Annotated in this window: 23 protein-coding genes; 5 read left to right on the plus strand and 18 right to left on the minus strand. The window is 60.5% G+C overall.

Translation table 11 applies throughout. The annotated features are described in order from the left end of the window. Positions 1-4: 4 nt before the first annotated feature. The 9 genes from HJA_RS12440 to HJA_RS12480 all read right to left on the minus strand — a co-directional run bounded on the left by HJA_RS12440 (position 5) and on the right by HJA_RS12480 (position 9,431). A complete protein-coding gene (locus HJA_RS12440; RefSeq protein WP_035582701.1) occupies positions 5-1,363 on the minus strand; it encodes a pyruvate dehydrogenase complex dihydrolipoamide acetyltransferase in 1,359 nt (452 codons plus the stop codon). Positions 1,364-1,377: 14 nt separating this feature from the next. Beyond that, positions 1,378-2,763 carry a pyruvate dehydrogenase complex E1 component subunit beta gene (locus HJA_RS12445; RefSeq protein WP_035582703.1) on the minus strand — a complete coding sequence of 462 codons (1,386 nt, stop codon included), beginning with the start codon at positions 2,761-2,763 and terminating at the stop codon, positions 1,378-1,380. 148 nt (positions 2,764-2,911) lie between these two features. Next, positions 2,912-3,925 (minus strand): pyruvate dehydrogenase (acetyl-transferring) E1 component subunit alpha, encoded by a 1,014-nt coding sequence (gene pdhA / locus HJA_RS12450; protein ID WP_035582705.1) that lies wholly within the window; start codon positions 3,923-3,925, stop codon positions 2,912-2,914. Between the two features lie 64 nt (positions 3,926-3,989). After that, the gene (locus HJA_RS12455) at positions 3,990-4,289 is read right to left on the minus strand and encodes an FtsB family cell division protein (protein WP_035572419.1); all 300 of its coding nucleotides are present in this window, start codon (positions 4,287-4,289) and stop codon (positions 3,990-3,992) included. A 70-nt stretch (positions 4,290-4,359) separates the two neighbouring features. Continuing rightward, on the minus strand, positions 4,360-5,640 hold the full coding sequence (eno, locus tag HJA_RS12460; protein ID WP_035582707.1) for a phosphopyruvate hydratase: 1,281 nt from the start codon (positions 5,638-5,640) through the stop codon (positions 4,360-4,362). A gap of 116 nt (positions 5,641-5,756) precedes the next feature. Continuing rightward, positions 5,757-5,942, minus strand: coding sequence for a 50S ribosomal protein L32 (rpmF, locus tag HJA_RS12465; RefSeq protein WP_035582709.1), 186 nt, complete (start codon positions 5,940-5,942; stop codon positions 5,757-5,759). Between the two features lie 131 nt (positions 5,943-6,073). Beyond that, positions 6,074-7,333 (minus strand): dipeptidase, encoded by a 1,260-nt coding sequence (locus HJA_RS12470; RefSeq protein WP_035582711.1) that lies wholly within the window; start codon positions 7,331-7,333, stop codon positions 6,074-6,076. Positions 7,334-7,593: 260 nt separating this feature from the next. Beyond that, the gene (locus HJA_RS12475; protein ID WP_035582713.1) at positions 7,594-8,334 is read right to left on the minus strand and encodes a histidine phosphatase family protein; all 741 of its coding nucleotides are present in this window, start codon (positions 8,332-8,334) and stop codon (positions 7,594-7,596) included. Then, positions 8,331-9,431, minus strand: coding sequence for a CaiB/BaiF CoA transferase family protein (locus HJA_RS12480; protein ID WP_035582715.1), 1,101 nt, complete (start codon positions 9,429-9,431; stop codon positions 8,331-8,333). Before HJA_RS12480 ends, HJA_RS12475 begins: the two co-directional genes overlap by 4 nt. A 114-nt stretch (positions 9,432-9,545) precedes the next feature. Between HJA_RS12480 and HJA_RS12485 the strand changes: the two genes are divergently transcribed. Then, a complete protein-coding gene (locus HJA_RS12485; RefSeq protein WP_035582716.1) occupies positions 9,546-10,796 on the plus strand; it encodes a PleD family two-component system response regulator in 1,251 nt (416 codons plus the stop codon). Here the strand turns inward: HJA_RS12485 and mfd are convergent. Further along, positions 10,793-14,254: a transcription-repair coupling factor gene (mfd, locus tag HJA_RS12490; RefSeq protein WP_051597655.1), complete on the minus strand. Its 3,462-nt coding sequence runs from the start codon at positions 14,252-14,254 to the stop codon at positions 10,793-10,795. The two genes, HJA_RS12485 and mfd, sit on opposite strands and share 4 nt — an antisense overlap. A 52-nt stretch (positions 14,255-14,306) precedes the next feature. After that, on the minus strand, positions 14,307-14,567 hold the full coding sequence (locus tag HJA_RS12495; protein ID WP_035582718.1) for an FAD assembly factor SdhE: 261 nt from the start codon (positions 14,565-14,567) through the stop codon (positions 14,307-14,309). A gap of 97 nt (positions 14,568-14,664) precedes the next feature. Here HJA_RS12495 and recG point away from each other — a divergent pair, with 97 nt between their 5' ends. Next, positions 14,665-16,725, plus strand: a complete 2,061-nt coding sequence (gene recG / locus HJA_RS12500) for an ATP-dependent DNA helicase RecG (RefSeq protein WP_035582720.1) — start codon at positions 14,665-14,667, stop codon at positions 16,723-16,725. Here recG and HJA_RS12505 read toward each other — a convergent pair. Then, on the minus strand, positions 16,640-17,437 hold the full coding sequence (locus tag HJA_RS12505) for a DUF502 domain-containing protein (RefSeq protein WP_081814684.1): 798 nt from the start codon (positions 17,435-17,437) through the stop codon (positions 16,640-16,642). The genes recG and HJA_RS12505 overlap by 86 nt on opposite strands. Positions 17,438-17,523: 86 nt before the next feature. Between HJA_RS12505 and HJA_RS12510 the strand changes: the two genes are divergently transcribed. Genes HJA_RS12510 through HJA_RS12520 form a run of 3 tightly spaced genes read left to right on the plus strand, consistent with a single transcriptional unit; the run spans position 17,524 to position 19,753 of the window. Further along, a complete protein-coding gene (locus tag HJA_RS12510) occupies positions 17,524-18,534 on the plus strand; it encodes a phosphotransferase family protein (RefSeq protein ID WP_035582843.1) in 1,011 nt (336 codons plus the stop codon). Beyond that, the gene (locus tag HJA_RS12515; protein ID WP_035582722.1) at positions 18,527-18,910 is read left to right on the plus strand and encodes a DUF6285 domain-containing protein; all 384 of its coding nucleotides are present in this window, start codon (positions 18,527-18,529) and stop codon (positions 18,908-18,910) included. The genes HJA_RS12510 and HJA_RS12515 overlap by 8 nt, the downstream gene beginning before the upstream one ends. A gap of 27 nt (positions 18,911-18,937) precedes the next feature. Beyond that, positions 18,938-19,753 carry a hypothetical protein gene (locus HJA_RS12520; protein ID WP_035582724.1) on the plus strand — a complete coding sequence of 272 codons (816 nt, stop codon included), beginning with the start codon at positions 18,938-18,940 and terminating at the stop codon, positions 19,751-19,753. Here HJA_RS12520 and maiA read toward each other — a convergent pair. The 6 genes from maiA to HJA_RS12550 form a co-directional block, all read right to left on the minus strand. After that, entirely contained in the window at positions 19,750-20,391 is a 642-nt protein-coding gene (maiA, locus tag HJA_RS12525; RefSeq protein ID WP_199285802.1) for a maleylacetoacetate isomerase, read from the minus strand. The two genes, HJA_RS12520 and maiA, sit on opposite strands and share 4 nt — an antisense overlap. Further along, a complete protein-coding gene (astB, locus tag HJA_RS12530) occupies positions 20,388-21,707 on the minus strand; it encodes an N-succinylarginine dihydrolase (protein ID WP_035582726.1) in 1,320 nt (439 codons plus the stop codon). The genes maiA and astB overlap by 4 nt, the downstream gene beginning before the upstream one ends. Continuing rightward, complete coding sequence (gene astD / locus HJA_RS12535; RefSeq protein ID WP_035582728.1) at positions 21,704-23,155, minus strand: succinylglutamate-semialdehyde dehydrogenase; 1,452 nt, start codon at positions 23,153-23,155, stop codon at positions 21,704-21,706. Before astD ends, astB begins: the two co-directional genes overlap by 4 nt. Before the next feature lies 1 nt (position 23,156). Next, a complete protein-coding gene (locus HJA_RS12540; RefSeq protein WP_035582729.1) occupies positions 23,157-24,197 on the minus strand; it encodes an arginine N-succinyltransferase in 1,041 nt (346 codons plus the stop codon). A 2-nt stretch (positions 24,198-24,199) separates the two neighbouring features. Then, positions 24,200-25,459, minus strand: coding sequence for a hydrolase (locus tag HJA_RS12545; RefSeq protein ID WP_035582731.1), 1,260 nt, complete (start codon positions 25,457-25,459; stop codon positions 24,200-24,202). Between the two features lie 107 nt (positions 25,460-25,566). After that, on the minus strand, positions 25,567-26,003 hold a 437-nt coding region (locus tag HJA_RS12550), incomplete at its 5' end, for an OmpA family protein (RefSeq protein ID WP_035582733.1).

Raw genomic sequence — 26,003 nt, forward strand, 5'->3', positions numbered from 1 at the left:
CGGCCTACAGAAGCATCGCTTCGGGGGTTTCGACGTAGCGCTTGAAGGCCTGAAGCCACTTCGCGCCTTCTGCACCGCCTATTACACGATGGTCACAGGTGAGCGTGACGGTCATGATCGTGGCGGCTTCGACATTGCCCTTGGCGTTGACCACAGCGCGCTTTTCACCCGCACCGACGGAGAGGATCATGCCTTCCGGCGGGTTGATGATGGAGGCGAAGGATTTGATGCCGAACATGCCGAGGTTCGAGATCGAGAACGTGCCGCCGGTATATTCCTGCGGCTTCAGTTTCCGGTCCCGGGCGCGCTCTGCCAGGTCTTTCATTTCCTTGGAGATTTCGGAGAGACCTTTCTCTTCCGCCTTGAAGATGACCGGCGTGATCAGGCCGCCATCGATGGCGACGGCGACCGAGACATTGGCGTGTTTGTGATAGGCGATGCCCTTGTCGGTGTAGCTGGCATTGCAATCCGGCTCGTCCATCAGGGCAAGGGCGGCGGCCTTGATCAGCATGTCGTTGACAGAGATCTTGATCCCCTTCTCTGCTGCAGCATTTATTGCAGATCGCGAGGCGAGGAGCCGGTCGATGTTGAGGTCCACATTCAGCGGGAAGTGCGGCACCTGCATGAAGCTTTCGGTCAGGCGGCGGGCCACCGTCTTGCGCATGCCATCCAGCGGCTTCAGCTCATAACTGTCGGGCGCGTAGACCCGGTCGTCCAGCACCTGCGGCAGGATCAGGCCATCCGGCTTCGGCGCTGCAGCAGATGCTGCAGCAGGCGCAGCGCCGGGCTTCGCGTTTTCCACGTCACGCTTGATGATACGGCCGCGCGGGCCGGTGCCTGAAATGGAAGACAGGTCGATGCCTTTCATGTCCGCAATCCGGCGCGCCAGCGGGCTCGCCTTGATGCGGCCGTCAGCGGTGTTGGCAGACGGCAGCGGCGTGGTCGCCAGCTCTTTCTTGTCCTGACTACCGCCGACCTTATCGGACTTGGCCATGACTATATCGGACTTAGGCGTGCTTTGTTCGGACTTCGGCGTGTCTTCAGACGACTCTTTCTTTGCCTCCTTGGCGGGTTCCGGTGCGGCCTTCGCTTCCGGTGCCTCAACCGCGGACGGGTCTTCGCCCTCTTCCGCCAGGACGGCGATGACGGCATTGACCTTCACGCCCTCCGTTCCGGCCGCGACGAGGAGCTTCGCGACAGTACCTTCGTCCACGGCCTCGACTTCCATCGTGGCCTTGTCGGTCTCGATCTCGGCGATGACGTCACCGGAGGAGATCGTGTCCCCTTCCTTGACGAGCCATTTGGACAGCGTGCCTTCCTCCATCGTGGGAGAGAGCGCCGGCATGGTGATGTTGATGGACATGGTGTCTTGTCCCCTTACTTCACGTAGCAGACCTTGAGCGCCGCCTCGACGATGTCGTCGGCGTTCGGCAGGCTCAGGGCTTCGAGGTTGGCGGCGTAGGGCAGCGGCACGTCTTTCTGGTGCACGCGGGCCGGCGGGGCATCGAGATAGTCGAAGGCTTCGGCGGTGACGGTCGCGGCGATCTCCGCGCCGACGCCCATGAAGCGCCAGCCTTCTTCACAACAGACGATGCGGTTTGTCTTCTTCACGCTTTCGATGACGGTTGCCGTGTCGAGCGGGCGGATGGTTCGCAGGTCGACGACTTCGGCGTCAATCCCCTGCTCCGCCAGTTTCTCTGCCGCCTCCAGCGCGAAGCCGACCATGCGGGAATGCGCCACCAGCGTGACATCTGTGCCCTGACGCTTGATCGCCGCCTTGCCAATGGGCAGGACGTAGTCGTCCAGGTCCGGCACCGGGAAGGAATGACCGTAGAGCAGTTCATGCTCCAGGAAGATCACCGGGTTCGGATCACGGATGGCGGCCTTCAGCAGGCCCTTCGCATCGGCGGCGTCATAAGGCGCCACGACTTTCAGGCCCGGAATATGACCATACCAGGAGGAATAGTCCTGGCTGTGCTGCGCGCCGACGCGGGCGGCTGCGCCGTTCGGGCCGCGGAACACAATCGGGCAGCCCATCTGTCCGCCGGACATATAGAGTGTCTTCGCAGCCGAGTTCACGATCTGGTCGATGGCCTGCATGGCGAAGTTGAAGGTCATGAATTCGACGATGGGCTTCAGGCCGGCAAAGGCCGCCCCGACGCCGAGACCGGCAAAGCCATGTTCCGTGATCGGCGTGTCGACCACGCGGCGGTCACCAAATTCCTGCAACAGTTCGCGGGAGACCTTGTAGGCGCCCTGATACTGGGCGACTTCCTCGCCCATCAGGAAGACATTCTCATCGCGCCGCATTTCCTCGGCCATGGCGTCACGCAGAGCATCGCGGACGGTCGTCTCGGTAAAGCTCGTGCCTTCCGGAATGGAAGGATCCGAGAGCACTTTGACCTCTGGCGCTTCCGGCGCAGCGGCGCCTTCGGAAGCGGGTGCTTCGTCTTTCTTTTCAGTTTCAGGTACGGGGCTGCTGTCGGGCTTCTTTTTCGCCTCAACGCTGCCGGCATCTTCGCCCTCTTCCGCCAGCACGGCGATGACCGCGTTGACCTTCACCCCTTCGGTGCCTTCCGGCACGAGGATCTTGGCGAGGGTCCCTTCATCGACGGCTTCGACTTCCATCGTCGCCTTGTCGGTCTCGATCTCGGCAATGACATCTCCGGAGGAGACGGTGTCGCCTTCCTTCTTGAGCCATTTGGACAGCGTGCCTTCTTCCATCGTCGGAGACAGGGCGGGCATGAGAATATCAACGGACATCAAAAGGCTCCGGAAATCATATTGGCGTTCTGCGCGATCAGGCGCAAAGCAGCATGTGTTGCGAGGTCATCCGTCATCGCACTAATCCTCCACCGGCCTGAAAAGGCCTTTGAAACAGAATGCGTGGGGAACCGGCCAGTTCCTGTTGTCACGCGACCTCCGCATCTTTCAGCACGTCGGTCCAGAGGTCGCTCGGATCGGGCTCCGGACTTTCGAGCGAGAAGTCCGCGGCCTCTTTCACGATGGCCTTGATTTCGTTGTCGATCTTCTTGAGCTCGGCTTCGTCGGCATGCCCGGCTTCCAGGATGTGCTTCTTCAGGCCATCGATCGGATCATGATGGCTGCGCACATCATCCACTTCTTCCCGTTTGCGGTATTTCGCCGGGTCGGACATGGAATGGCCGCGATAGCGGTAGGTCTTCATTTCGAGAATGTACGGGCCCTTGCCCGAGCGGGCATATTTCACGGCGCGTTCACCGGCCTCACGCACGGCCAGCACATCCATGCCGTCAACTTCCTCGCCTTCGATTTCGAAAGAGATGCCGCGCTTGAACAGCTCGGTTTCCGCAGAGGCGCGGTCCACGCTGGTGCCCATGGCATACATGTTGTTCTCGATCACATAGACGACCGGAAGGTCCCACAGGGATGCCATATTGAAGGACTCATAGACCTGTCCCTGGTTCGAAGCGCCATCGCCGAAATAAGCGACCGAGACGTGGTCATTGCCGCGATACTTGTTGGCGAAGCCGAGCCCGGTACCGATTGGCACCTGCGCCCCGACGATTCCGTGGCCGCCGAAGAAGTTTTTCTCCTTCGAGAACATGTGCATCGAACCGCCTTTGCCTTTCGACAAGCCGCCGATGCGCCCGGTCAGTTCGGCCATGACGCCTTTCGGGTCCATGCCGCAGGCCAGCATGTGGCCATGGTCGCGATAACCGGTGATGACCTGGTCGCCATCCTTCAGGCAGGCCTGCACGCCGGTCACGACGGCTTCCTGTCCGATATAGAGGTGGCAGAAACCTGCGATCTTGCCCATGCCGTAAAGCTGGCCGGCCTTCTCCTCGAAGCGCCGGATGAGGAGCATGTCGCGGTAGTATTTGAGAATTTCGTCTTTACCCGTTTTAGTGGGTGCTTTTTTTGAACTCTTGGGTTTCGTAGCCATGGGTCCTCCTGCCTATGGCCGTTATGTGGGCTCAGTTCCCATGGGGCAAGCCCACCGAGCTATGTCATTTTGCAGAGGTGGTGTCCGATGCGAGGAGAACGACCTCGTCCGGATAGACAAAAGCCAGCTTCTGGCGGGCCAGAGCTTCAACATAATCGCGGTCGACAGAGCCAGGCGTCAGGCGCCGGATGTCGCTGCGCAAATGCTCGATTTCACTGTTGATCTGAGCCAGTTCCGCCTTGCGGTCCTGCAGCTCCAATTGGGCGTCCGTCCAACGGCCAAGGCCCTTCTCCCCCGCAAAGGCGTGGTAGGCGAAGTAGAGAATCACAAGGCAAAGGCCCAAGGCCTCGAGTCGGGAGGTCATGGGTTAAAGACTGGACTGTTTTGGTTAAGAGAGCGTGAGGACGGCCCACCAGAGCCGCCCTCATCACTGCTTATTCAGCGTTAATACGCGACCGGCCGGCATAGATGCCCACCGGGCCCAGCTCTTCCTCGATACGGATCAGCTGGTTGTACTTGGCGATCCGGTCAGAGCGCGACAGCGAACCGGTTTTGATCTGGCCGCAATTGGTCGCGACAGCGAGGTCGGCGATGGTCGAATCCTCGGTTTCGCCCGAACGGTGAGACATCACGGCCGTGTAGCCATGCAGGTGCGCCAGTTCCACGGCGTCCAGCGTCTCCGACAGCGTGCCGATCTGGTTGACCTTCACCAGGATCGAGTTCGCCGCACCTTTTTGCAGGCCAATCGCGAGACGGTCCGGATTGGTCACAAACAGATCGTCGCCGACCAGCTGGACACGGTCACCAATGCTGTTTGTCAGGGAGATCCAGCCATCCCAGTCATCTTCGGCCATGCCGTCCTCGATGGAGACAATCGGGTAGCGGGCGCAGAGATCGGCGAGGTAAGCGGCAAATTCGTCGGAACCGAGCGATTTGCCTTCGCCAGCCAGTTCATACTTGCCGTTCTTGTAGAATTCGGTGGAAGCGGCATCCAGGGCCAGCGCAATGTCTTCGCCCGGCGTGTAGCCTGCCTTTTCGATGGACTTCATGATGAAGCCGATGGCTTCGTCGGTGGAGGCGAGATTCGGAGCGAAGCCGCCCTCGTCGCCGACATTGGTGTTATGGCCGGCATCGTGCAGCGTCTTCTTCAGCGCGTGGAAGACTTCGGCACCCATGCGGACGGCGTCGGACATGCTTTCCGCGCTGACCGGCATGATCATGAATTCCTGAATGTCGATCGGGTTGTCCGCGTGGGCACCGCCATTGATGATGTTCATCATCGGCGTCGGCAGGACGCGAGCGTTCGGGCCGCCCACATAGCGGTAGAGCGGCATGGTGGAGTATTCGGCAGCGGCTTTGGCGATGGCCAGCGACACGCCCAAGATGGCGTTGGCGCCGAGGCGGGACTTGTTGTCCGTGCCGTCGAGATCGATCATCAGCATGTCCAGCATGCGCTGGTCGGTGGCGTCGAGACCGGTGAGTTCGTTGCAGATCTCGCCATTCACGGCATCAACGGCCTTCAGGACGCCCTTGCCGAGGTAGCGGTCCTTGTCGCCATCGCGCTGCTCGTGGGCCTCATAGGCGCCAGTGGAAGCACCCGAAGGCACGGCGGCGCGGCCGGTGGAACCGTCATCCAGGGTCACATCGACTTCGACGGTCGGATTGCCCCGGCTGTCGAGGATTTCGCGGGCGTGGATGTCAATGATCTCGCTCATGGATGTCAGGCTTTCCGTGTTTTATCTGGCCAAAATGCAAGGCGCCCCCTACCCGCTGGCAGGAGGCGCCTGAAGCCTTAGTCGGCTGCGCCCGAAAGCGCAACAGCCGGTAAATGCTAGATATCGTCGCGCGGCTCGAGGACCTGGCGGCCGCGATACTCACCCGACTTCAGGTCGATGTGGTGCGGACGGCGCAGTTCGCCGGAGTTCGCATCTTCGATGTAGGTGTTCATCGCAAGACGGTCGTGCGCGCGGCGCATACCACGGCGGGACTTCGATTTCTTACTCTTTGGGACTGCCATGACAGGTATCCGGAGTTGTTGCGCCTGACGGCACATGTGAATTGGAAACGCGCGTCATACAGAGGCGAGTCGGACTTTGCAAGGCTTGAGCGGCATCCGGCCGGGCTTTTCTTCAGCCCGGCCGATCCACCCTATTCCGCTGTTTCCTTTGCGGCTTCAGCCTGACGCAGCACGCGCATCATGTTACCGCCCCAGATCTTCGCCAGATCCTCCTCTGTATAACCTTCTTCCAGCAGGCGTTCGGAGACTTTCGGAAGGAAGGAGACATCCTCCATCCCGATCACACCGCCGCCGCCGTCCCAGTCAGCGCCCATGCCCACATGATCCGGGCCAACCAGCTCCAGGGCACGCAGCATGTGCTCCATGAACTTTTCAAAGGTCGAGCGTGGCGGTGGGAATTCCGCATTGATCGCCTCCATCCGCTCCATATAGCGCGCCTTGGTTTCTTCGTCGGCGGTGAACGGATTCACGCCTTCAAACTCGGTCTTCAGCCCCTCCAGAGCGGCGCGGCGCTCCGGCGAATCCTCAAGTTCTTCAAGGTAGCCGCTATAGGCATTGATCTGGATGACACCGCCCTGCGCCGCGATGTCCTTCAGGAACTCGTCCGGAATATTGCGAGGGTGGTCATAGACCGACTTCAGGCCGGTATGGGTCAGGATCACCGGCGTGGTCGAGATCTCGATCATGTCCCGCACCGCGGCATCGGATGAGTGGGACCCGTCGATCACCATGCCCAGCCGGTTTGCTTCGCGCACCAGGTCCTTGCCGAGGTCCGTCAGGCCTGTGTCGTCCGGGCTGGTGAAATCCGTTGCGCTGCCGCCGAACTGGTTATCCCGGAAGTGAATCAGGCCCACCATTCGCAGGCCTTTGTCATAGAAGGTCTCCAGATTGGTGACGTCGAGCATCAGCGGATAGCTGTTCTCCATCGACTGCAGAACCACCTTCTTACCAGACGCCGCAATGCGCTCTGCATCATCAGCGGTGTAGGCCAGCTCAAACGTGTCGGGATGGTCGGCCACCATTTTCAGGATTTCATCCTGGCGGGCCGTCGCAGCCTTGAATGCCGCCTCATACGCTTCTTCCGTCAGCGGGCCCTGAGGGGTGAAGATCACCCAGAAACCACCATCGAGCCCGCCGCGATTCATCTTCGGCACATCGACCTGCACAGATCCCATCTGCATCGGGTTGTCGGCCATGATGTCGAAATCCGGCTTCGACAGGTTGGCCGGCGTATCGAGGTGCGAATCGAGCACCATCAGGTTCGCGTGAATTTCGGCGGGCGTCGCGGCTTCAACCGATTCGGCCGGCTCGGCGGGTTCAGTTTCAGCGGCTTTCGGGGTGCAGGCGCCCAGAAGTGCGATGGCTGAAACGGCCAGGAGCATTTTGCGCATGTGAGTCTTTCCTTCCAATGCTGCGCGAACCGTAGTGGCTCATGACAGCGTGGCAAGAAACCCAACAGCAGAAAAAGGCCGCTCCCGGGGGAGCGGCTAAGGTTTAGCAAGAAGGACGTCGGCCTGATGCCTTTGCAAGCAGCCGAGGCTCCCGGCCGACATCGATTTTTCTATCAAAGTGAGTCTGAACGGCAGGATGGCCCGCTTGTTGTGCGCCATTCACCTTTCAGGCGAGTTCTGCCCGCCTTATTACACCCCGTTCACGAAGCCTCTTCCGGACGCGTGAAGATCGCCTCCAGACTGCGCAGGTTCATGCCGTTCTTGAGGTAATTGGCGGGTGTCAGATTGACGGCCTTGATCATGCCGCGTTCGATCTGCGTCCGATTGCCGGATTCGTCCGGCACGAGGTCGAAATCGATGATGTTGATGCAGCCGGTGTCCTGCTCAAAACCGGCACTTGCACCAAGCGGCGCACCAATCACCGACGCCAGCACCATCCGGTTCACCACCTCATGAGCGACGACCAGCGCACTGGCCCAGCCCGGACGCATCAGCAGATCGGTCAGACCGTCCATGATCCGGACCATTGCTTCAGAGAATTTTTCGCCACCGGGCAGAAATTCGGCGTCCGGCTCTCCAGCCTGTTCGAACAAGAAGGTCATCGTCGCGGCAAGATGCTCAGGCGATTTGAAGTCGATATACTGGCCGGACCGCAATTCCTGGAAACGCTCCTCGACTTCCAGCTCCGGTGCATCGGGATGTTCGGCCAGCACCAGTTCGGCTGTCTGGCGCGTCCGCTTCAGGCCTGAACAGATGGCCAGATCAAAATGAACTTCCGCCAGAGCCGCGCCTGCCGCCCGCGCCTCATCTTCGCCCGCAGGCGTGAGACTGACGATCGACGGATCCCGCGTCCGGCGGACTTCTTCAGATGTATAATCGACGAAGCCGTGCCGCATCAGATAGATGCGGCGACGGCCCGTTGTTCCGGGAAGTGCGCTCATCCGCGCGAAACACCCCAATCCTTCAGGATTTCATCCGTGTGCTCACCAAGCCCCGCCGGACGGCGCTGGACCTTGCCCGGGGTTTCGGAGAAGCGCGGCGCCGGTGCAGGCTGGATCACGCCTTCAAGCTCAATGAACGTCTCGCGGTCTGTATTGTGCTTGTATTTCGGTGCCTCGGACATGGACAGCACCGGCGCAAAGCAGATGTCCGTCCCTTCCATGATCTCGCACCATTCATCCCGTGTTTTCGTCTTGATGACGTCCATGACCTTCTGCTTCAGCTCGGGCCATTTGGATTTGTCCATCTGAGCGTCAAAGGCCGGATCCGTCAGCCCTGCCTTCTCGCGCAGGATGGCGTAGAACTGCGGCTCAATCGAGCCGATGGAGACCCATTTGCCATCTGCGCACTCATAAGTGTCGTAGAAGTGGGCGCCACCGTCGAGCATGTTTGCCTCGCGGTCGTCGGTCCAGATGCCCGCAGCTTTCATGCCGTAGAACATTGCGGCCAGCGACGCGGCACCGTCGGACATGGCCACGTCAATGACCTGACCCTTGCCGCCATTCTTCACATTGATGATGCCCGCCAGCACACCCATGGCGAGGTAAAGGGCGCCGCCGCCATAGTCACCGACAAGGTTCAGCGGTGGACGCGGACGGCCATCGCCGTCGCCCATCGCATGAAGCGCACCAGTGATCGCGATATAGTTGAGGTCGTGACCTGCGGAGTGGGACAGCGCGCCGGTCTGCCCCCAGCCGGTCATCCGGCCATAGACGAGGTTCGGATTGCGCGCCAGGACGACATCGGGGCCCAGGCCGTTGCGTTCCATGACGCCGGGACGGAAGCCCTCGATCAACGCGTCTGCCTGCTCAAGCAGTTTCAGGGCGATTTCAATATCGCCCGGATCTTTCAGGTTCAGGCCAATAGACCGGCGGCCGCGGCCGGTGACATCCGCTGCCCGTCCCGGACGACCATCGCCCGGGCGGTCAATGCGAATCACGTCAGCACCCATGTCTGAGAGGAGCATGCCGCAGAATGGCCCGGGGCCGATCCCTGCAAACTCAACAATCTTCACTCCGCTGAGAGGTCCCTGAGCCATCTCCAAACTCCCTTTCTAAGCCGTAATCTCGGTATTAGCAGATCATTAAGGCGGCTCGCCCCAAAAGGAAGGGGTACCCCGACGTCGCCTGTCGCGACGATTCCAGAGTTGCGTATGCTTGATCTGTCTTTCCTCGATCCTCCCATAGAGGTCGCTGCGTCCGGACCGCGTCTGGAGTCGATTCTGACCAGATTGCGCAATCACGGCATGCGGGCTTATCCCGCGAGTGATCCCATCGATTTCGATGCGACAGAACCGCTGCTGATCGACATGGAGAGCCTGCCCTCCGGCTTGCGGGACCGGGACATCCATCTCAGCGAAGGCGCTGAACGGCGTCCGCTTGTCCTGCTAACTCAGGACACGCAGACCGCCGAAGGTCTCGACGTCCTGATCGTCAGCCAGGATAGCGACCTCGAAATGCTGAAGGCCCGCCTGACTTCACTCGTCCGCCGCCAGGCGCGGACAGCCGAATTCCGTATCCGCATGGAAACTGCGGCTTCTTTTGGCGTGGCCGATGTTCAGCCTGTTTCAGAACGCCGCCCGGAAGTCCTGTATCTGGGAGACGGCGGCGCCGGCTTCTTTGCCCTTCGTTCCGCACTGAAAGCCCACGACATTCCTGTTACCGCGGCGCTCACCCTAAGGACAGCGGCCGACTATCTGAAATCCGGACGCTTCGCCGCCGTGCTTGCAGACCTGACGCCGGCCGGAGGAGACGCCGCCAATTATATCGACTGGGGCCGCGCTGAAGCCTCGCTCACGGGCACCCCACTCTTCGTCCTGGCCCAACCGGGCGCCGACCTCTCCGAGGCACATCTCGCCGCTCTGATGGTCAGCACAGACCTCGTCGAACAGTCGGGCGATGCAGAAGCGCTCGCCGGAAGAATTTCACGCGCGATCAGCCATCATGCGGCGAGCGCGCCTGTCCTGCCCGCGCAATTACAGGCCACGCCGTCTGTCGATCCGGACACCGGCCTGTTTCATCGTGAATTCATCAAGGCACACCTGGACCGGCAGATCGCCCTGTCGTCAGAGCGCGGCGAGCCGCTCTGTGTCCTGACGATCAAACTTGACGATGCGCATACAGGCAGGCTTCCGGATCTGGCGCAGCTCACACGAACCTGCGTCAGGGACACCGACTGCATTGCCCACTTCGGAAATGGGACGATCATCATCTCCACCCCGCACACGCCCTATCGCGGTGCCGTGCGTCTGGCAGAAAGACTGATGATCAAACTCACGCGCAATTCCGACTTTGACGGCCTCACCCTCAGCTGGCGCGTTGTCGAAAAACGGTCCTACCACACCGCTGGCACCCTGCTCGCCGAAGGCCTGTCCGGCCCCTATACACGGGAATATGCCGCCTAGGCACTGACGAGGCCCGCTGCGGCTTCCAGTTCTTTCAGGAATGCACGGACCCGTCCCAGGCGCGTAACTGCATCGCCACCGGTGAAAGAGTGAACGAGTTTCGAATCCGGCCGCAGACGCAGGACATTCGGACGTGACCGGACGATCTCCATCAGGCGCGCCGGGTCCAGAACCGTATCCTGCCGGAAGGCAAAGACGGCACCCTTGTCGCCCGCATCCAGCTTCTCGATGCCGAGCGATTTGCACTGCACCTTGATCGCGGTGACTTCCAGCAATTGCTTCGTTGCATCAGGCAAGGGTCCGAACCGGTCGATCAGCTCAGCCGCGAAGCCTTCCCGCTCCTGGCTGGTCGAAATATCGGACAGGCGCCGGTACAGCGACAAGCGGATGGACAGGTCTTCGACATAGTCTTCCGGGATCAGAACGGCGACACCCATATTGATCTGCGGAGACCAGTCATCGGCCACTTCGTCTTCACCCTGCGCACCCGCTTTCAGCGCATTGACCGCATCTTCCAGCATGGACTGGTACAGCTCGACACCAACTTCCCGGACATGGCCGGACTGCTGGTCCCCCAGCAAATTGCCTGATCCGCGCATGTCGAGGTCGTGGCTGGCCAGCTGGAAGCCCGCGCCAAGGCTGTCGAGCGACTGCAACACGCGCAGGCGGCGTTCCGCGGTTTCCGTGATCACCTTGTCCCGCGGCGTGGTGAAGTAAGCATAGGCACGCAGCTTTGAGCGCCCGACCCGGCCGCGCAGCTGATAGAGCTGAGCGAGGCCGAACATGTCTGCGCGGTGAATGATCAATGTGTTCGCACGCGGAATATCCAGACCACTCTCGACAATCGTCGTGGACAGCAGCACATCATATTTGCCCTCATAGAAGGCCGTCATGATGTCTTCGAGCTCCCCTGCCCCCATCTGGCCGTGGGCCACAATGAAGGAAACTTCCGGCACGTTCTCTGTCAGGAACCGTTCCAGCTTGTCGAGATCCTGAATACGCGGCGCGACGAAGAAGGCCTGCCCCCCGCGATACTTCTCCCGCAACAGCGCTTCGCGAAGCGTCACTGTGTCTTCTTCGGTGATATAGGTCCGCACCGAAAGGCGATCGACAGGCGGGGTCGCGATGATCGAAAGATCCCGGATACCGGTCAGCGCCATCTGCAACGTCCGCGGTATAGGGGTGGCTGACAATGTCAGCACGTGTACGTCGGCCTTGAGCTCTTTGAGGCGTTCCTTGTGCTTCACACCGAAACGCTGCTCTTCATCGACGATCAGCAGGCCCATGCGCTTGAACTCGATGCCCTTGGCCAGGAGCGCGTGCGTTCCGACAACGACATCCACACTGCCATCCGTCAGGCCGGCACGGGTTTCCGATGCCTCTTTGGCGCTGACGAGTCTGGAGAGATGACGCACTTTGAGCGGCCATCCGGCGAAGCGTTCTTCGAAGGTCTTGAAATGCTGACGCGCGAGCAATGTCGTCGGTGCGATCACAGCGACCTGCTTGCCGCTCATGGCCGCCACGAACGCCGCGCGTAGAGCAACTTCGGTTTTCCCGAACCCCACATCCCCGCAGACCAGGCGATCCATCGGACGGCCGGACCCAAGGTCCCCCAGCACATCCTCAATGGCGTTCAGCTGGTCATCGGTTTCCTCATAGGGGAAGCGCGCCGCAAACTCCTCATAGATACCCTGACCGGCATTGACCGCGTCCGCGCGCTTGAGCTCCCGCGCAGCCGCAATCGCCATCAGCTCCGCCGCCATTTCAAGAATGCGCTTCTTGGCCTTGGCCTTGCGGTTCTGCCAGCCTGCTCCGCCCAGCCGATCAAGCTGGCTTTCAGCTTCTTCCGAACCATAGCGCGAAATCAGGTCGATATTTTCGACAGGCAGGAAAATCGTGTCCCCGCCGGAATATTCGAGCTGGAGGCAGTCATGCGGGGCGCCGGTGACTTCCAGCGTCTTCAGACCGACATAACGGCCCACCCCATGATCGACGTGCACAACAAGATCGCCGGCATTCAGTGTAGCGGCATCGGTGATGAAGTTGGCCGTCTTCCGCTTGCGGCGCGGTGCAGCAAGGCGGTCACCCAGAATGTCGGCTTCTGAAATTACCGCCAGGTCTTTGCTGACGAAGCCGGTTTCCAGTGGAATTTCGACGACGGAAGTCTCGGCTTTTCTCGCCGCCTCCAGCGAGTGGACCTGAACCAGATCATCCAGGCCGTGGTCAGCGAGCACATTGATCAGACGGTCTGCGGACCCCGTCGACCACGCGGCAAACACCACATGGCGCCCGGATTTGCGGAGATCCTTCGTATGAGCAATCGTTGCCTCGAAGATGTTCTCCTGGCTCATCATCCGCTCTGGCGCGAAATCGCGGCCGCGCCGGACTTCCATGTCGTAGTGGCCAGGTGCAGGTTCAGCCGGATTGAACCGGGCAACAGGATGCGCCGCCAGTGACCGCTCCAGTTCGGCAGGATCCAGGTACAATTGTTCCGGCGCGAGCACTTTTGCCGCTCGGGCATCGCCAGCGCCCGCCTCTAGCCGCGCCTGATAATAGTCAGCCGCCTGCGAGAGACGCTCTGCCGCCGCTTCGCCGGAAAGATGACCGAAGCCGATCAGCGCTTCATCACCGATATAGTCGAACAGCGTGTCCAGCGACTCGTGGAAAAGCGGGAGCCACGCCTCAACGCCCTGCCGGCGGATGGACGCCCGGGCCGCTTCATACATCGGATCGCCCGATGGCGGACCGAAGACTTCGAGGTACTTCTCCCGAAATCGGCTGAGCACATCATCGTCGAACAGGATCTCGCTCACCGGCGCGAACGCAACGGACCTCGTCTCACCGGTTGAGCGCTGGGTTTCTGTGTCGAACGTCCGGAGTGTTTCCAGCGTATCGCCGAAGAAATCCAGCCGCAGTGGCTCACCTGCTGTGGGCGGGAAGATGTCGATGATCCCGCCACGAATGGCGTATTCGCCCTGTTCCCTGACGGTGCTCGCGCGAACGTATCCGTTCACAAGCAAATAGTCGTTCAGCTCTTTCTGGCTGACCGTCTGCCCGGATGTCATCGAAAATGACGCGCGCCGCATCGTTTCAACCGGCGGAACCCGCTGGACGATAGACGTCGCGGTGGTGACAACCAGCAACGGCCCCTGCTCAGGCTCGTAGCGGGACAAACGCGCAAGCGCAGCGCAGCGGCGGGCCGCGACACTGGCCGTCGGGCTGACCCGGTCATAAGGCAGCGTATCCCATCCCGGCAGGTCGACCTGATCCAGACGAGGCGAGATGAACTCGGCCAGACGGCGCGCCGTCGCTGCCGTCTTGTCATCCCGGGCGACATAAATGCCGACACCGCCCCGCGCCTCAAGGGCGGGAATGAAGGCCATCAGGTCCGCACCGAAAGGTGCACCGCCAAGTGCGGCTGGACCGCTCAGGGATTTCAGGAGTTCGACAGGTGTCATGCCAGACCTTCAGACACAGTTAGGCCGTGAGCCCGGCCGCCGAAGCGTCTGCTCAACCGGCCTGCGCGGCGTACTTGAATGCGATCAATTGGTCCAGAACCGGGCTGCTCTGATCGTCAGGAACCTCAGCCTGACCCACCAGCCAGGCATAAACTTCCCAGTCAGGCAGGTTCAGCAGCGCCTCGAATTGGTCGAGTTCGCTTTCACCATATTGATCAAGGTGTTGGTCGGCAAAACTACCCATCAGGAGGTCCATTTCCCGGAATCCCCGGCGCCAGGCGCGGAATTTCAGTTTACGGCGGCGGGCATCCATGGGCAGCTCTCCTTGGTCTGTGGAAAGACATAAGGCCTTTCCCGCTCGGGTCAAAGCGGCGTTGTGCCATCGAGGGGCGCAGCTTAGGTTCGCCAGGATGCGAGACGAGCGACTCTTCCCCCTGTTCGAGCCTTTGGATTCCCTGTCGGGCGTCGGGCCGAAGCTGAAGCCAGCACTGGAGCGGCTGGTGGATGGTGAGCACGTCTGGGACTTGTTGCTGCACCTGCCGGAACGCTGGGTCGACCGCCGGGTCCGCCCTTCGATCGATTCCACCGAATTTGGTGAGGTCGCCACCGTCAAAGGCGAAGTCCACGCTTATCACCCGCCTTACAATGAAAAGTCCCCGCACCGGGTGCAGCTGTATGATGGGACGGGCTTTCTCACGCTTGCCTTTTTCCGGGCCGATGGCCGCTGGCTGCAAGGGCAGTTTCCGATGGGAAAGGAGCGGGTCGTCTCAGGCCGGATCGAGGACTATCGCGGCGAGCGGCAGATGACGCATCCGGACTACATTGTCGATCCGGCACGCGGCGCGCTGCCTCCCGCCGTTGAGCCGATCTATGGCCTCACCGCGGGCCTCACAAACAAACGGGTCCATGGGTTTGCGGAACAGGCTTTGGAACGCGTGCCGGATGATCTGCCGGAATGGGCCGATAGTGGCCTGATCGAAGCCAAACGCTGGCCGGACTTCAAGGAAGCGCTTCAATGGCTGCACAGCCCGGAGACGTATGACGAAGAGAAGTTTGCGTTGGCCCGTGAACGTCTGGCCTATGACGAGGCCCTGGCCCGGGAAAGCGCGTTTGCACTGGCGCGGATGGCGCGCAAACGCCGGTCAGCGCCGAGTGTCCCAAAAGCGGAGGAACGGATCGCAGCCCTGATCCGCTCCCTGCCCTTTGCACCCACCGGAGCGCAAATGCGGGCCTCGGACCAGATCGCGGAAGACATGGCTGGCACCTCCCCCATGCGGCGGATGCTGCAAGGCGATGTCGGCGCGGGCAAGACGCTGGTCGGCGCAATGGCTGCCGTGCAAGCGGCCGCAGGCGGTTTTCAGTCCGCCTTCATGGCACCGACGGAAGTGCTCGCCCGCCAGCAATATGAAACCCTGACAAGACTCCTCTCTCCGCTTGGCTACACTGTTGCGGCCCTCTCAGGACGTGACAAAGGCACCGCGCGGGAAGCGACGCTGATGGGACTTGCCGATGGCTCGATCCAGATCGTCGCCGGGACGCACGCCTTGTTCCAGGAGGCTGTTCGCTTCAGGAATCTCGGCCTGGTCATTGTGGATGAACAGCACCGCTTTGGTGTAGCCGACAGGATGAAGCTGGCTGGCAAGGCAACCAGCCCGCACATGCTGGTCATGAGCGCAACGCCCATTCCGCGCACGCTCGCTCAGGCCGTCAATGGCGATCTTGATGTGTCCATTCTCGACGAGAAGCCCGCCGGGCGGAAGCCGGTCGAAACGCGGGCCATTCCCGATACCCGCATGGAAGAAGTTATCGATGCCGTCGGGCGCGCCGTCAGCCGTGGTGAGCGGGTCTTCTGGGTCTGCCCGAAAGTGGACGTGGATGACGATGATTCCACGGCGGTCGGCCGCCACGCGATGCTGTCCAGACAACTCAAGGCACCGGTCGGCCTTGTCCATGGCCGCTTGAAAGCCGCTGAAAAAGACGCCGCGCTGGAAGACTTCCGCACGGGCGCCACGCGCGTGCTGGTCGCCACAACGGTGATCGAAGTCGGTGTGGATGTGCCGGAAGCGACGATCATGGTCATTGAGCGCGCCGAGGGCTTTGGCCTGGCACAACTCCACCAGTTGAGAGGCCGTGTCGGCCGCGGCGACAAGCCATCCTATTGTCTCCTCCTGTACCGTCCGCCTCTTGGAGACATGGCACGGGAAAGAATCGAGACATTGCGGCGGACCGATGACGGATTTGAAATCGCCGAAGCAGATTTCAAACTCCGCGGGCCTGGAGACATTCTTGGTCTGCGCCAGGCGGGCGCGACCGATTACCGGGTGATCGATCTCTCAAAAGACGCGGCGCTTCTTGCGATCGCCGCAAAAGACGCCGAAGCGCTCGTCACTTCGGATCCTGATCTTGAGTCGGTTCGGGGCCGGGCCCTGCGTCTGGTGAGGGAGCTGATGGTTCCCCGGACTCTGTCTTAGTCGCTTTGCCATTTGCGGCTTCGATGGCCGCCTTCACATCCGGATGCTCGGGCACAACGAGACCTGCCGAAAGGATCATCCGGGCGCCCTCTTCAACGCTCATGTGTAGTTTGATCGTGTTTTCGGCTTTCACGAACATGATGAAGCCGGATGTCGGGTTCGGCGTCGTTGGCACGAACACGCCAATGTAGTCTTCGCTGAGGTGCGTCCTGACTTCACCGCGCGCAGGCGCAGCCACAAAGCCAAGACACCAGCTGTCTGCCCTTGGAAACTGGATCAGAACGCATTCACGGAACTGTTCTGTCGGATTGTTGGCAAAGACATCGACCAGCTGCTTGAATGAAGAATAGACCGTTCTCACAATCGGGATCTGGCTCAATACACGGTCGGTGATGACGACAACCGAACGTCCCAGAAGGTTCGTCGTGATCGCCCCCAGAATGGTCAGGAACAGGACCAGTACGATCACACCGAAACCCGGAACCGCATAGTTCAGGTAGGTCTCCGGCCGCAGGGATTCCGGCAGAATCGGAACCACGCGCTGATCGATGTAATTGATGAAGAATTGCAGGATGGCGAAGGTCACCACGATCGGCAGCGCAATGACCATGCCGGCAAAGAATCGCGCCCGCAGCCAGGCCCAGGCACTGACACGAGGCAGCTTCTCTACCTCAAGAATGCCCATGTCCTTTTTCTTTGGCTTCTTAGCCATTTACGGAGACTCCTTCCCGACCGCGCGTCATGCTCTCGCAAGGGAAGAGCTTGGCGGGCTCTTTCTTCCCTGCAATTGTGGCGAAGATGGGAAGTAACGAACAGATCGCAACAGCGCTAGAGACCTGGGCCGGTGCAAAATTCGGTGCAGACAGCAAAGTTGACGCATTAACGCGTCTTTCGGGCGGTGCCAGTCAGGAAACCTGGGCTTTTGACGTCGTGACGGACAAGGGCAAAACGCCCCTGATTCTCCGCAGGGCGCCGGGCGGCGTTGAAGCAGCCCGCTCCTCTGAAGCCATTGGGCTGGCCATGGAAGCAACCCTGCTGACACACGCCTCAAAAGCTGGCGTGCCTGTCCCGCCGGTCCTCGGCGTGTTCGAAAACGATCCCGATCTGGGCCAGTGCTTCGTCATGGACCGGATCCGCGGAGAAACGCTTGGCCGGAAAATTCTACGCGACGACGAATACGCGGCGGCACGCAACGTTCTCGCCCGGCAATGCGGCGAAGCACTGGCTGGCATTCATTCCATATCCCCGGATACGTTACCGGACCTCCCCGTCAGCAATGGCATCAACCAGCTGGAAAAATACGAAGCGATCTACCGTGCCTTCAAACTCCCGCGGCCCGTGTTCGAACTTGCCTTTTCCTGGTTGAAGGCAAATGCGCCTGAACCGCTTCCGGTCGTGTTGGTGCACGGGGATTTCCGGCTCGGCAATCTGATGGTTTCCGAAAAGGGGCTGGCTTCCGTTCTCGACTGGGAACTCGCCCATATCGGCGATCCGCGCGAGGACATCGCATGGCTCTGCGTCAATTCCTGGCGCTTCGGAAATGTTGAAAAGCGCGTCGGCGGCTTCGGTGACCTTCCCGACTTGCTGGATGCCTATGCCACAGCGGGGGGCGCGACACTCCAACCGCGCGACATCGACTGGTGGGAGATTATGGGCAGCCTGAAATGGGGCATCATGTGCATGATCATGTACGAGGCCTACCGCTCAGGCGCAGACCCGAGCGTGGAGCGCGCGGCAATCGGCCGGCGTGTTTCCGAAACAGAGATTGATCTCGTGAACCTGCTGGAAGGGATACGCAACGATGCATGATGCGCCCTCAACCAAGGAACTGGTGGAAGCGGTGAAGCGCTTCATCGACGACACGGCGTCTCCACAACTTACCGGTCATGCCGCCTTTCACGCACGTGTCGCGTCCAACGTGCTTTCCACGCTTATCCGGGAACTGGAACAGCGCCCGGAAGCCGAATCGGCCGAACGGGCCCGGCTTGTTGCGCTTCTGGGCGCCGCGCCGGATACATCACTGGAAGACCTCAATCGGGACCTATGCAAACGCATACAGTCCGGCGAGATGGACCTTTCCTCAGATGGCCTGCTGGACCATCTAAAAACCACCACAATTGCACAGTTGTCTATCGACCAACCTCGTTATTCAGGGCTGGCTCTCGCGTTGCAAGCACGTGGCTGAGCCACAGCCGCAACCGGACCTCTGATCATGAAGAAACCCGCATTCTGGATCGCTTCTGCCGTTATTCTTATCGGCTTGGGGGCATGGCTCTGGCGGACGGTAATCTCTCCGCCGCCCTATATCGAGGTCAGCCCTCTCAGCTATACCGATTATGCCAGCTGGTCGGTCATCCCCAAGGAAACGCCGCCAGCGGTCTGGAAAGATGGATGGGCAACCGACGTTTTCCTCGTGGAAGACGCTTCGGAACTGAAGGGACGAACAGGTGCACAGCTCGACAGGAAAGAGCAGAAAGCTCGCCTGCAGGGCCGCCTGCTCGAAGATGGCCTGGCTGCGATTGGGCCTGTTTACGCGCCGCTCTATCGGGCTGATGCCAAGGGAGACGATCTGTCCCGGGCATTTCTGATCTACCTCAGAAACCATAACCAAGGGCGCGCTGTCGTGATTGCCGCAGATACGGTCCTGCCAGATGCGTTATTGTCCGAACTCGAGCTCGAACCGGAACTGATGGACCGTTTCGGTGGCTTTTATCGCATCGGAAAAGACCCTGAGGCGGTGCTGCTGACTGAAACGCCGGATAAGTCCATCGAAGCTTATTGCCCGCCCCACCTGATGGAACGGAGCGCCTGCGTCATCGATGTGGCAACTGTCCGGGAAAAAGGCTTCTCGGTTCTGGCGCCTGATTCCGCCGTTGGAGAATCGGCGGAGGCTTTCAACAACTGGCTTGCCGCCAACGCCTCTCCTATGGCTGAGCCACTTGGAGACCTCGAAGAGGTCGAAATCGTCGACATCCGTCGCCCGGGCGATACGGATGAGCGCCGCTCCAAACGGAAGAATCGCGACTAGGCGGGCTTGTTGGCCTCAGGCGACGCCTTGCGGAACGCCTCCAGCTCGCTGCATGCAGCATCAATGGCCACCAGCGCCGGAAAGGCCGATAGATCCATATTGAATCTCCGCGCATTCGCGATCTGAGGAATGAGCGTGATTTCCGCGATCGTGGGCGTATCTCCGAACAGAAAAGGGCCACTCGGCCGCGCAGCAGCAAACCCTTCCAGCGCCTGAAAGCCGCGGCGGATCCAGTCGTGATACCAGCGTTTTACAGCGGCATCATCGGCTCCGAAATCCTGTCTCAGGGCGGCCAGAACGGAAAGATTATTCAACGGATGAATATCGCAGGCAATCGTATCTGCGAAGGCCCGTGCCTGAAGCCGGCTTGCCGGATCTGATGGAAGGATCGCAGGTTCCGGATAAGTTTCTTCCAGCCACTCAAGGATTGCCATGGACTGGCCGGCCTTCAGGCCATCCACTTCGAGGGTCGGCACCCGCATCTGCGGATTCACAGACCGGTAGGTAGCCGACAGCTGTTCATCCGCCCCCGGCGCAATATTCACAGGCACCTGTTCGTAGGACAAGCCTTTGAGATTCAGGGCGATGCGTACGCGGTAGGCCGCTGACGAGCGCCAGTAGTCATGAAGACGGATCATGCGAGTTCCTCCAACTCAAGAACATCAAGCAAGGCCTCTCGCGCAATTCTGCACTCATCGGCAAATGACGAATCCGCGAGGTCATCCGGAGCGAGCCGGTCCCGGTAGTATTTCCGTACGACCGCCTGAAGCGCATCGATCCGCTCTTCCGTCAGCAAGACGCCCTGATGGCAGGCTGCCAGCTCGGCATCGGTCATCACGACGCGCAACCGCAAACAGGCGGGCCCACCCCCATTACGCATGGACTGCCTGACATCGACATAATGCACCCGGCCGATCGGCCCGTTACCGCTCACGAGTTTTTCACAATAAGCCCGTGTCGCTTCCGTTTCCCGCACTTCTGTTGGCGCTACCAGAACCAGACGGGACTCTCCAGGCAGGCTCAGCAATTGCGAATTGAACAGATAGGACCGGATCGCGTCCTGTAGAGAGACGTCTGCAGACGCCACCATGACAGGCTTGAGATCGAATAAACCCTGCGACGCCTTCTGCAAATCCGCAAGAGTAGCCTTCGTGTCCTCGAATGCGGCTTCATGGAAGAACAGTGTGTCGAGGGCGCCAACGCAAACCACATCATTGTGGAACGCTCCGGCGTTGATGGCTTCTGTGGACTGGCGCGCAAAGACCGTCCGCCCCGCGTCCAACCCGTGCCCGCGGGCAATACTCTCGGCGGAAAGTCGTGTTTGTCTCGCCGGAAAACCTGCTGTGCTTTCACCCGCCTCCCGGCCATAGACGAACAGTTCTACCCCGGCCCGGCCATGTTCAGTGCAAAGACGAACATGATTGGCCGCGCCTTCATCGGCAAAATCCGGATGCATCGGCAAGGCGGCATGCACCGAGAAGTGCTGGTCATCGCCAAAGATCGCCTGCAGGCAAGCCGTCGTGTCCGGGTGCTCGATAGATCTGTGAAGCATGGTCGACAGATTGGCCGCAGTCAGGTGCAGGCGGCCATCTGCCGTATCGGCTGACGGGGAAACCGTCGCCGCATTGGCGGTCCACATGCTGCTGGCGGAATACGCCACCTTCAGAAGCCGCGGCGCCCTTGCCGCAGCCAGCTCAAGTATCTGCCGGTCACTTCCCCCGAACCCCGCCGACGCAAGCAAGTCAAAATTCGGACGCGGCAAAGGCGGAAGAATCCCTTGTGTCAGTCCTGCTTTGATCAGGGCGCGCATTTTCTCAAGCCCCTGAAGCGCCGCCTCTCTCGGATTGGAGACGTCACCGGCGTTTCGTGAACTCGCAAGATTGCCGTCCGACAAACCGCCATAATTATGGCTTGGGCCAATCAGCCCATCAAAATTGACTTCCCGGCCACTCACTTCGGGAAACCCTGCGCGCTCATACGCGAGGCCTTGTCCGACACCTGACTCGCCTGAGGCCAGGCACAATAGTCAGCCGCATAGTAGGCCCCCGGACGGAAATTTCCGGACAGGCCCGGCCCGCCAAACGGCATTGCGCCACTGGCGCCAGCTGTGGGACGGTTCCGATTTAGGATACCGGCCCGCATCTCCCGGTGCGCACGGACCCAGAGCGTATCATCATCGCTTACCAGTCCACCGGACAGGCCATATCGCGTTGCATTGGCACGTTCCAGCGCCTCATCGAAATCCCGAACCCGTACGATTTGCATGACCGGTCCGAACAGTTCCTCGTCCGGAATGTCGTTGGCTTGCGTGACATCCACAACACCGGCGGACACGAAGCCTCCGCCCCGCTCCAGACGTTCCAGCGCCTTCAGCGCGCGTCCGCCCCGGGCGATCAGCATTTCCTGGAATTCCACAGCATTCACGGCCGCCTTCTCTGAGACGAGCGGGCCCATGAACATGCCTTCTTCGTCCCACGCACCAATGGCCAGACCTTCGGCGCGCGCCACGATGGCGTCGGCTACCCGGTCGCCCCAGGTGCCTTGCGGCAGGATCACCCGGCGGGCACAGGAGCACCGCTGCCCACTTGTCAGAAAAGCAGACTGGGCCGCGATGTCGGCTGCAGCTTCAACATCTGCCGGGTCCCAGATGATGAGCGGGTTGTTTCCGCCCATTTCCAGAGCCAAGATAACTTCCGGCCGACCTGCGAAGTGTTTGTGAAAGTGTACGCCGGTGGCCGCAGATCCTGTAAAAAGCAGGCCATTGATCTCTGCATTCAGGAGCGCACCTCCCGTTTCGCGCCCACCATGCACGATGTTCAGACACCCATCCGGAAGCCCCGCCGCGGCAAAGGCTTCAGCCATGTGAAACGCGACGCCCGGTGCCAGTTCCGACGGTTTGAACACGCATGTATTGCCAGCAAGAAGCGCAGGAACGATGTGACCGTTTGGCAGATGGCCCGGAAAGTTAAAGGGTCCAAACACGGCCATCACCCCATGCGGACGATGGGTGAGATGCGACGAACCAAAATTGGCTTCGCTGTACTTTGTGCCTGCGCGCTCTACTTGTGCGGCAATGGAAACAGCCACTTTTGCCTTCATGGTCGCGGTTTCGGATCTCGACTCCCAAAGCACTTTGCCCATATCCCGGCTGACCGTCTCAGCGATCGCATCCGTGCGTTTTTCAATTTCGTCCGCATACCGTTCCAGAATGGCTGTCCGGTCACCCTGAGGCAGATTGGCCCAATCATGGAATGCTCGCCTCGCAGAGGCGACGGCTTCAGTGACATCGGACGCGTCCGCGCCATGCCCTTCCCAGACCACATCGCCCGTCGCAGGGCAATGATTCTGGAAGTGGGTTCCCGCGCCGGTACGCCATTGTCCGTTTATATAGACGCCATCCATACTATTTACTCCGTTGCCAGATTCGTCCTTCGGATCCGGGCTTCAGCTTCAGAAGCGCCAGAGTATCCGGGTTGACGACCGCGGTTTGCGGATCTTTCAAAATGCTCTTTGCAAGACTGACCCTGAATTCAGGCATCATGTCACTGGACGCGAGCCCCAGCTTCGCAGCCGGGTCAGAGTCCACGTCGCCAGCTTCAAACCTGACGCGGCGGCTCTCCTGAATGGTGCGGATATGGCGGCGCTGCACAGTCACCAGCGGGCCACCATCGAAAATGTCCACGGTACGGTCGAATTCAAACCCTTCCCACTGTAGCAGCTTGTATGCGCCCACGCCGTCGGAATGGCACCGGCCGATAACCTCGCGCGCTTCAGGCGGCAACAGGTCGACATAGATCGGGTATTTCGGCATCAGGTCCAGAATGAACTGATTGTCCGTGGTCGCAGACAAACGATCCGCCTCGGTGAAATCCATTCTGAAAAAATGACGCCCCAGGCACTCCCAGAACGGGGAACGCCCCTCATTGTCCACCACGCCACGAAGTTCGGCCAGCACTTTCGTGCCGAAACGTTCCGGTTCCGCCGCCATGAGCAGGTAACGGGACTGGGCCGCCAGGCGTCCGGCACCTCCCCCGCGGTGCTCGGGCTTCAGGAACAGGGTGCCAACCTCGGTGAAGCCGACATATTCATTGGTCAGCACCAGCGCATCCATATCGAACCGCAGGTTTCCAGCGGCCTGACTTGCCTGAGCAAGCGTGATGACCCGGTAGTTGAAAAATGGCTGGTCAATGCCGGTGCCGGCCTTCACGGCAGAACAACCGACTACTTCACCAGTCTCAGCATTCTCCATCATCAGGAGATACTTGCCGTATTCAATCCGTTGAAGACGGCCGAGAAACGCATCGTCGGATTTCTGCAGACGTTCACGCAGGATGGGCACATCTACCGGCAAGCTGGTAAATCCGGGTCCTGACAATTCCGCCAGTTCAATAAGGGATTGCAGGTCATCCAGCCGCGAAGGCCGCATCACATAGGTTTCTGCCATGATCAGCTATCCATTAGCGCTTTGATACCGGCGCCATCGAGACGCCCATCGGCAAGCCGATTGAGAATGAGAGCGGACAAGGCGGCGCGCTCCGCGAAGCTGTCAGTGAGCACGTATTCCTCGTTGGAATGGATACGTCCGCCCATCACACCAAGTGTGTCGACGTTGGGAACGCCAGCCGCAAAAATGTTGTTACCTTCACAGACACCGCCCGTGTCCTGGAATACAAGATCCAGGCCAATCGCCTTCCCTGTCGCTTGCACCGCATCGAACAGCGCCTGCTGCGCCGAGTTCCTCGGCTTGGGCGGCCTGTAGAAGCCGCCATGAAGATGTCCGTGAATACCATCCCGGGCCGTGGCACGCTCAAACAGGTGCTTTACTTCATCGGTCGCCCATTGCGCAGCATCAGCATCCGGCGCCCGGGCCCCGAACCGGACAATGGCCAGATCCGGAACGATGTTCACCGGCCCTCCGCCATCAATCGACCCGACATTGACGGTCACCCCATCGCGGCGGCCATTCAGCTGCTCCAGCCCGACAACGAGCTCAGCGGCCGCTTCCAATGCGCTACGCCCCTCCTCCTTGGCGCGGCCGGCATGCGCAGCGCGTCCATGCAGGACAATGTCAAAAACGGCAGACCCCTTCCGGCCGCCGGACATGGCGCCTGTGTCCATGCAGGGCTCGTATGTCATGCCGATGTGCGCGCCGGATCGGGCTGCCTCTGTCAGAGCACGGGCGCTTGCGAAATTCCCGATTTCTTCATCTGGTGTAATGACGATCTGGTATCCAAGGCGTTCCTTCAGCGGACCGGCCTCGAACGCCAGCAGCGCCTCCCGCATGATGCAGAGACCGCCTTTCATGTCCGCCAGTCCGGGACCGTTCAGGCGGCCGCCCCCAAGGTCGCGAATCGTCTCGAATGTTCCCGGCGCAAAAACGGTATCATAGTGACCGGACATGATGACCTGAACCGGCGCGTCAGGCCGCGATGATACGCGGATGATGGAGGAGGTCTCTGTCGTCTCTGTTTCGCCGGCATCATTGACGGATTCGAATGGATCGCCTGGATCCAGGCGGACCTCAGCATCCAGTTCGGAGAAGGCGTCTGCCAGCAGCGGAGCAAGCTTCCGCAGGCCCTCAATATTCCAGCTGCCGGTATTGATGGCCGCCCAGTTCTGCGTTTGCGAAATCATGTCGGACGCGCGCGATGCAAGGCGCTCGCGGGCCGCCTCGTCCTCTTTGCTCAGAGTGCTCAGATCAATCATGGCTCTTGGTTTCACAGGAAACGAAATCCGGCAAGACCCACGCTGGGGCCCAAACGAAAACGGCCCGGCACAAAGGCCGGGCCGAACTCAATTAGGTGTGTATCGCCTTACTGAACGGTGATCACAACTTCCGAACGGCGGTTCAGCGGCTCGCGAACACCGTCGCGAGTTGCTTTTGCCAGATCGGTTTCACCTTTGGCTTCCTCAGTGATGAGCGAAGCATCGATGCCGCGAGCGATCAGAGCCTGGCCGACGACGTCAGCACGACGCTGAGACAGACGCTGGTTGTAGGCGCTGGCACCCGACGTATCGGTGTGACCGGCGATGCTCACCGAGCTGGTTGCGCAGCTTGCTTCGGACTGGATGTTCGCAACAGCCTGATCGATCACGGCAGAAGCCTGGCTCGTCAGATCAGCACGATCCCACTCGAAGTACACCACGAAGCTCTGGCCAAGGTCCGAGCAGACCACTTCCGGACCGGTCGAAGCCTCGGTCGGAGGCGGCGGCGGCGGAGGCGGCGGCGGAGGCGGCGGAGGTGGCGGCG

It is taken from the genome of Hyphomonas jannaschiana VP2 (genome assembly GCF_000685215.1).
In the GTDB taxonomy this organism is placed as follows: domain Bacteria; phylum Pseudomonadota; class Alphaproteobacteria; order Caulobacterales; family Hyphomonadaceae; genus Hyphomonas; species Hyphomonas jannaschiana.

Coding starts and splice junctions, on each gene's coding strand:
- HJA_RS12505 (WP_081814684.1), bottom strand. CDS start 17,437: ATGGCTAAGAAGCCAAAGAAAAAGGACATGGGCATTCTTGAGGTAGAG.
- HJA_RS12445 (WP_035582703.1), bottom strand. CDS start 2,763: ATGTCCGTTGATATTCTCATGCCCGCCCTGTCTCCGACGATGGAAGAA.
- HJA_RS12485 (WP_035582716.1), top strand. CDS start 9,546: ATGCTTGATCTGTCTTTCCTCGATCCTCCCATAGAGGTCGCTGCGTCC.
- HJA_RS12540 (WP_035582729.1), bottom strand. CDS start 24,197: ATGGCAGAAACCTATGTGATGCGGCCTTCGCGGCTGGATGACCTGCAA.
- HJA_RS12475 (WP_035582713.1), bottom strand. CDS start 8,334: ATGAGCGCACTTCCCGGAACAACGGGCCGTCGCCGCATCTATCTGATG.
- HJA_RS12545 (WP_035582731.1), bottom strand. CDS start 25,459: ATGATTGATCTGAGCACTCTGAGCAAAGAGGACGAGGCGGCCCGCGAG.
- HJA_RS12470 (WP_035582711.1), bottom strand. CDS start 7,333: ATGCGCAAAATGCTCCTGGCCGTTTCAGCCATCGCACTTCTGGGCGCC.
- maiA (WP_199285802.1), bottom strand. CDS start 20,391: ATGATCCGTCTTCATGACTACTGGCGCTCGTCAGCGGCCTACCGCGTA.
- HJA_RS12515 (WP_035582722.1), top strand. CDS start 18,527: ATGCATGATGCGCCCTCAACCAAGGAACTGGTGGAAGCGGTGAAGCGC.
- HJA_RS12455 (WP_035572419.1), bottom strand. CDS start 4,289: ATGACCTCCCGACTCGAGGCCTTGGGCCTTTGCCTTGTGATTCTCTAC.
- HJA_RS12510 (WP_035582843.1), top strand. CDS start 17,524: ATGGGAAGTAACGAACAGATCGCAACAGCGCTAGAGACCTGGGCCGGT.
- recG (WP_035582720.1), top strand. CDS start 14,665: ATGCGAGACGAGCGACTCTTCCCCCTGTTCGAGCCTTTGGATTCCCTG.
- mfd (WP_051597655.1), bottom strand. CDS start 14,254: ATGACACCTGTCGAACTCCTGAAATCCCTGAGCGGTCCAGCCGCACTT.
- HJA_RS12495 (WP_035582718.1), bottom strand. CDS start 14,567: ATGGATGCCCGCCGCCGTAAACTGAAATTCCGCGCCTGGCGCCGGGGA.
- pdhA (WP_035582705.1), bottom strand. CDS start 3,925: ATGGCTACGAAACCCAAGAGTTCAAAAAAAGCACCCACTAAAACGGGT.
- eno (WP_035582707.1), bottom strand. CDS start 5,640: ATGAGCGAGATCATTGACATCCACGCCCGCGAAATCCTCGACAGCCGG.
- rpmF (WP_035582709.1), bottom strand. CDS start 5,942: ATGGCAGTCCCAAAGAGTAAGAAATCGAAGTCCCGCCGTGGTATGCGC.
- HJA_RS12440 (WP_035582701.1), bottom strand. CDS start 1,363: ATGTCCATCAACATCACCATGCCGGCGCTCTCTCCCACGATGGAGGAA.
- astD (WP_035582728.1), bottom strand. CDS start 23,155: ATGGATGGCGTCTATATAAACGGACAATGGCGTACCGGCGCGGGAACC.
- HJA_RS12520 (WP_035582724.1), top strand. CDS start 18,938: ATGAAGAAACCCGCATTCTGGATCGCTTCTGCCGTTATTCTTATCGGC.
- HJA_RS12480 (WP_035582715.1), bottom strand. CDS start 9,431: ATGGCTCAGGGACCTCTCAGCGGAGTGAAGATTGTTGAGTTTGCAGGG.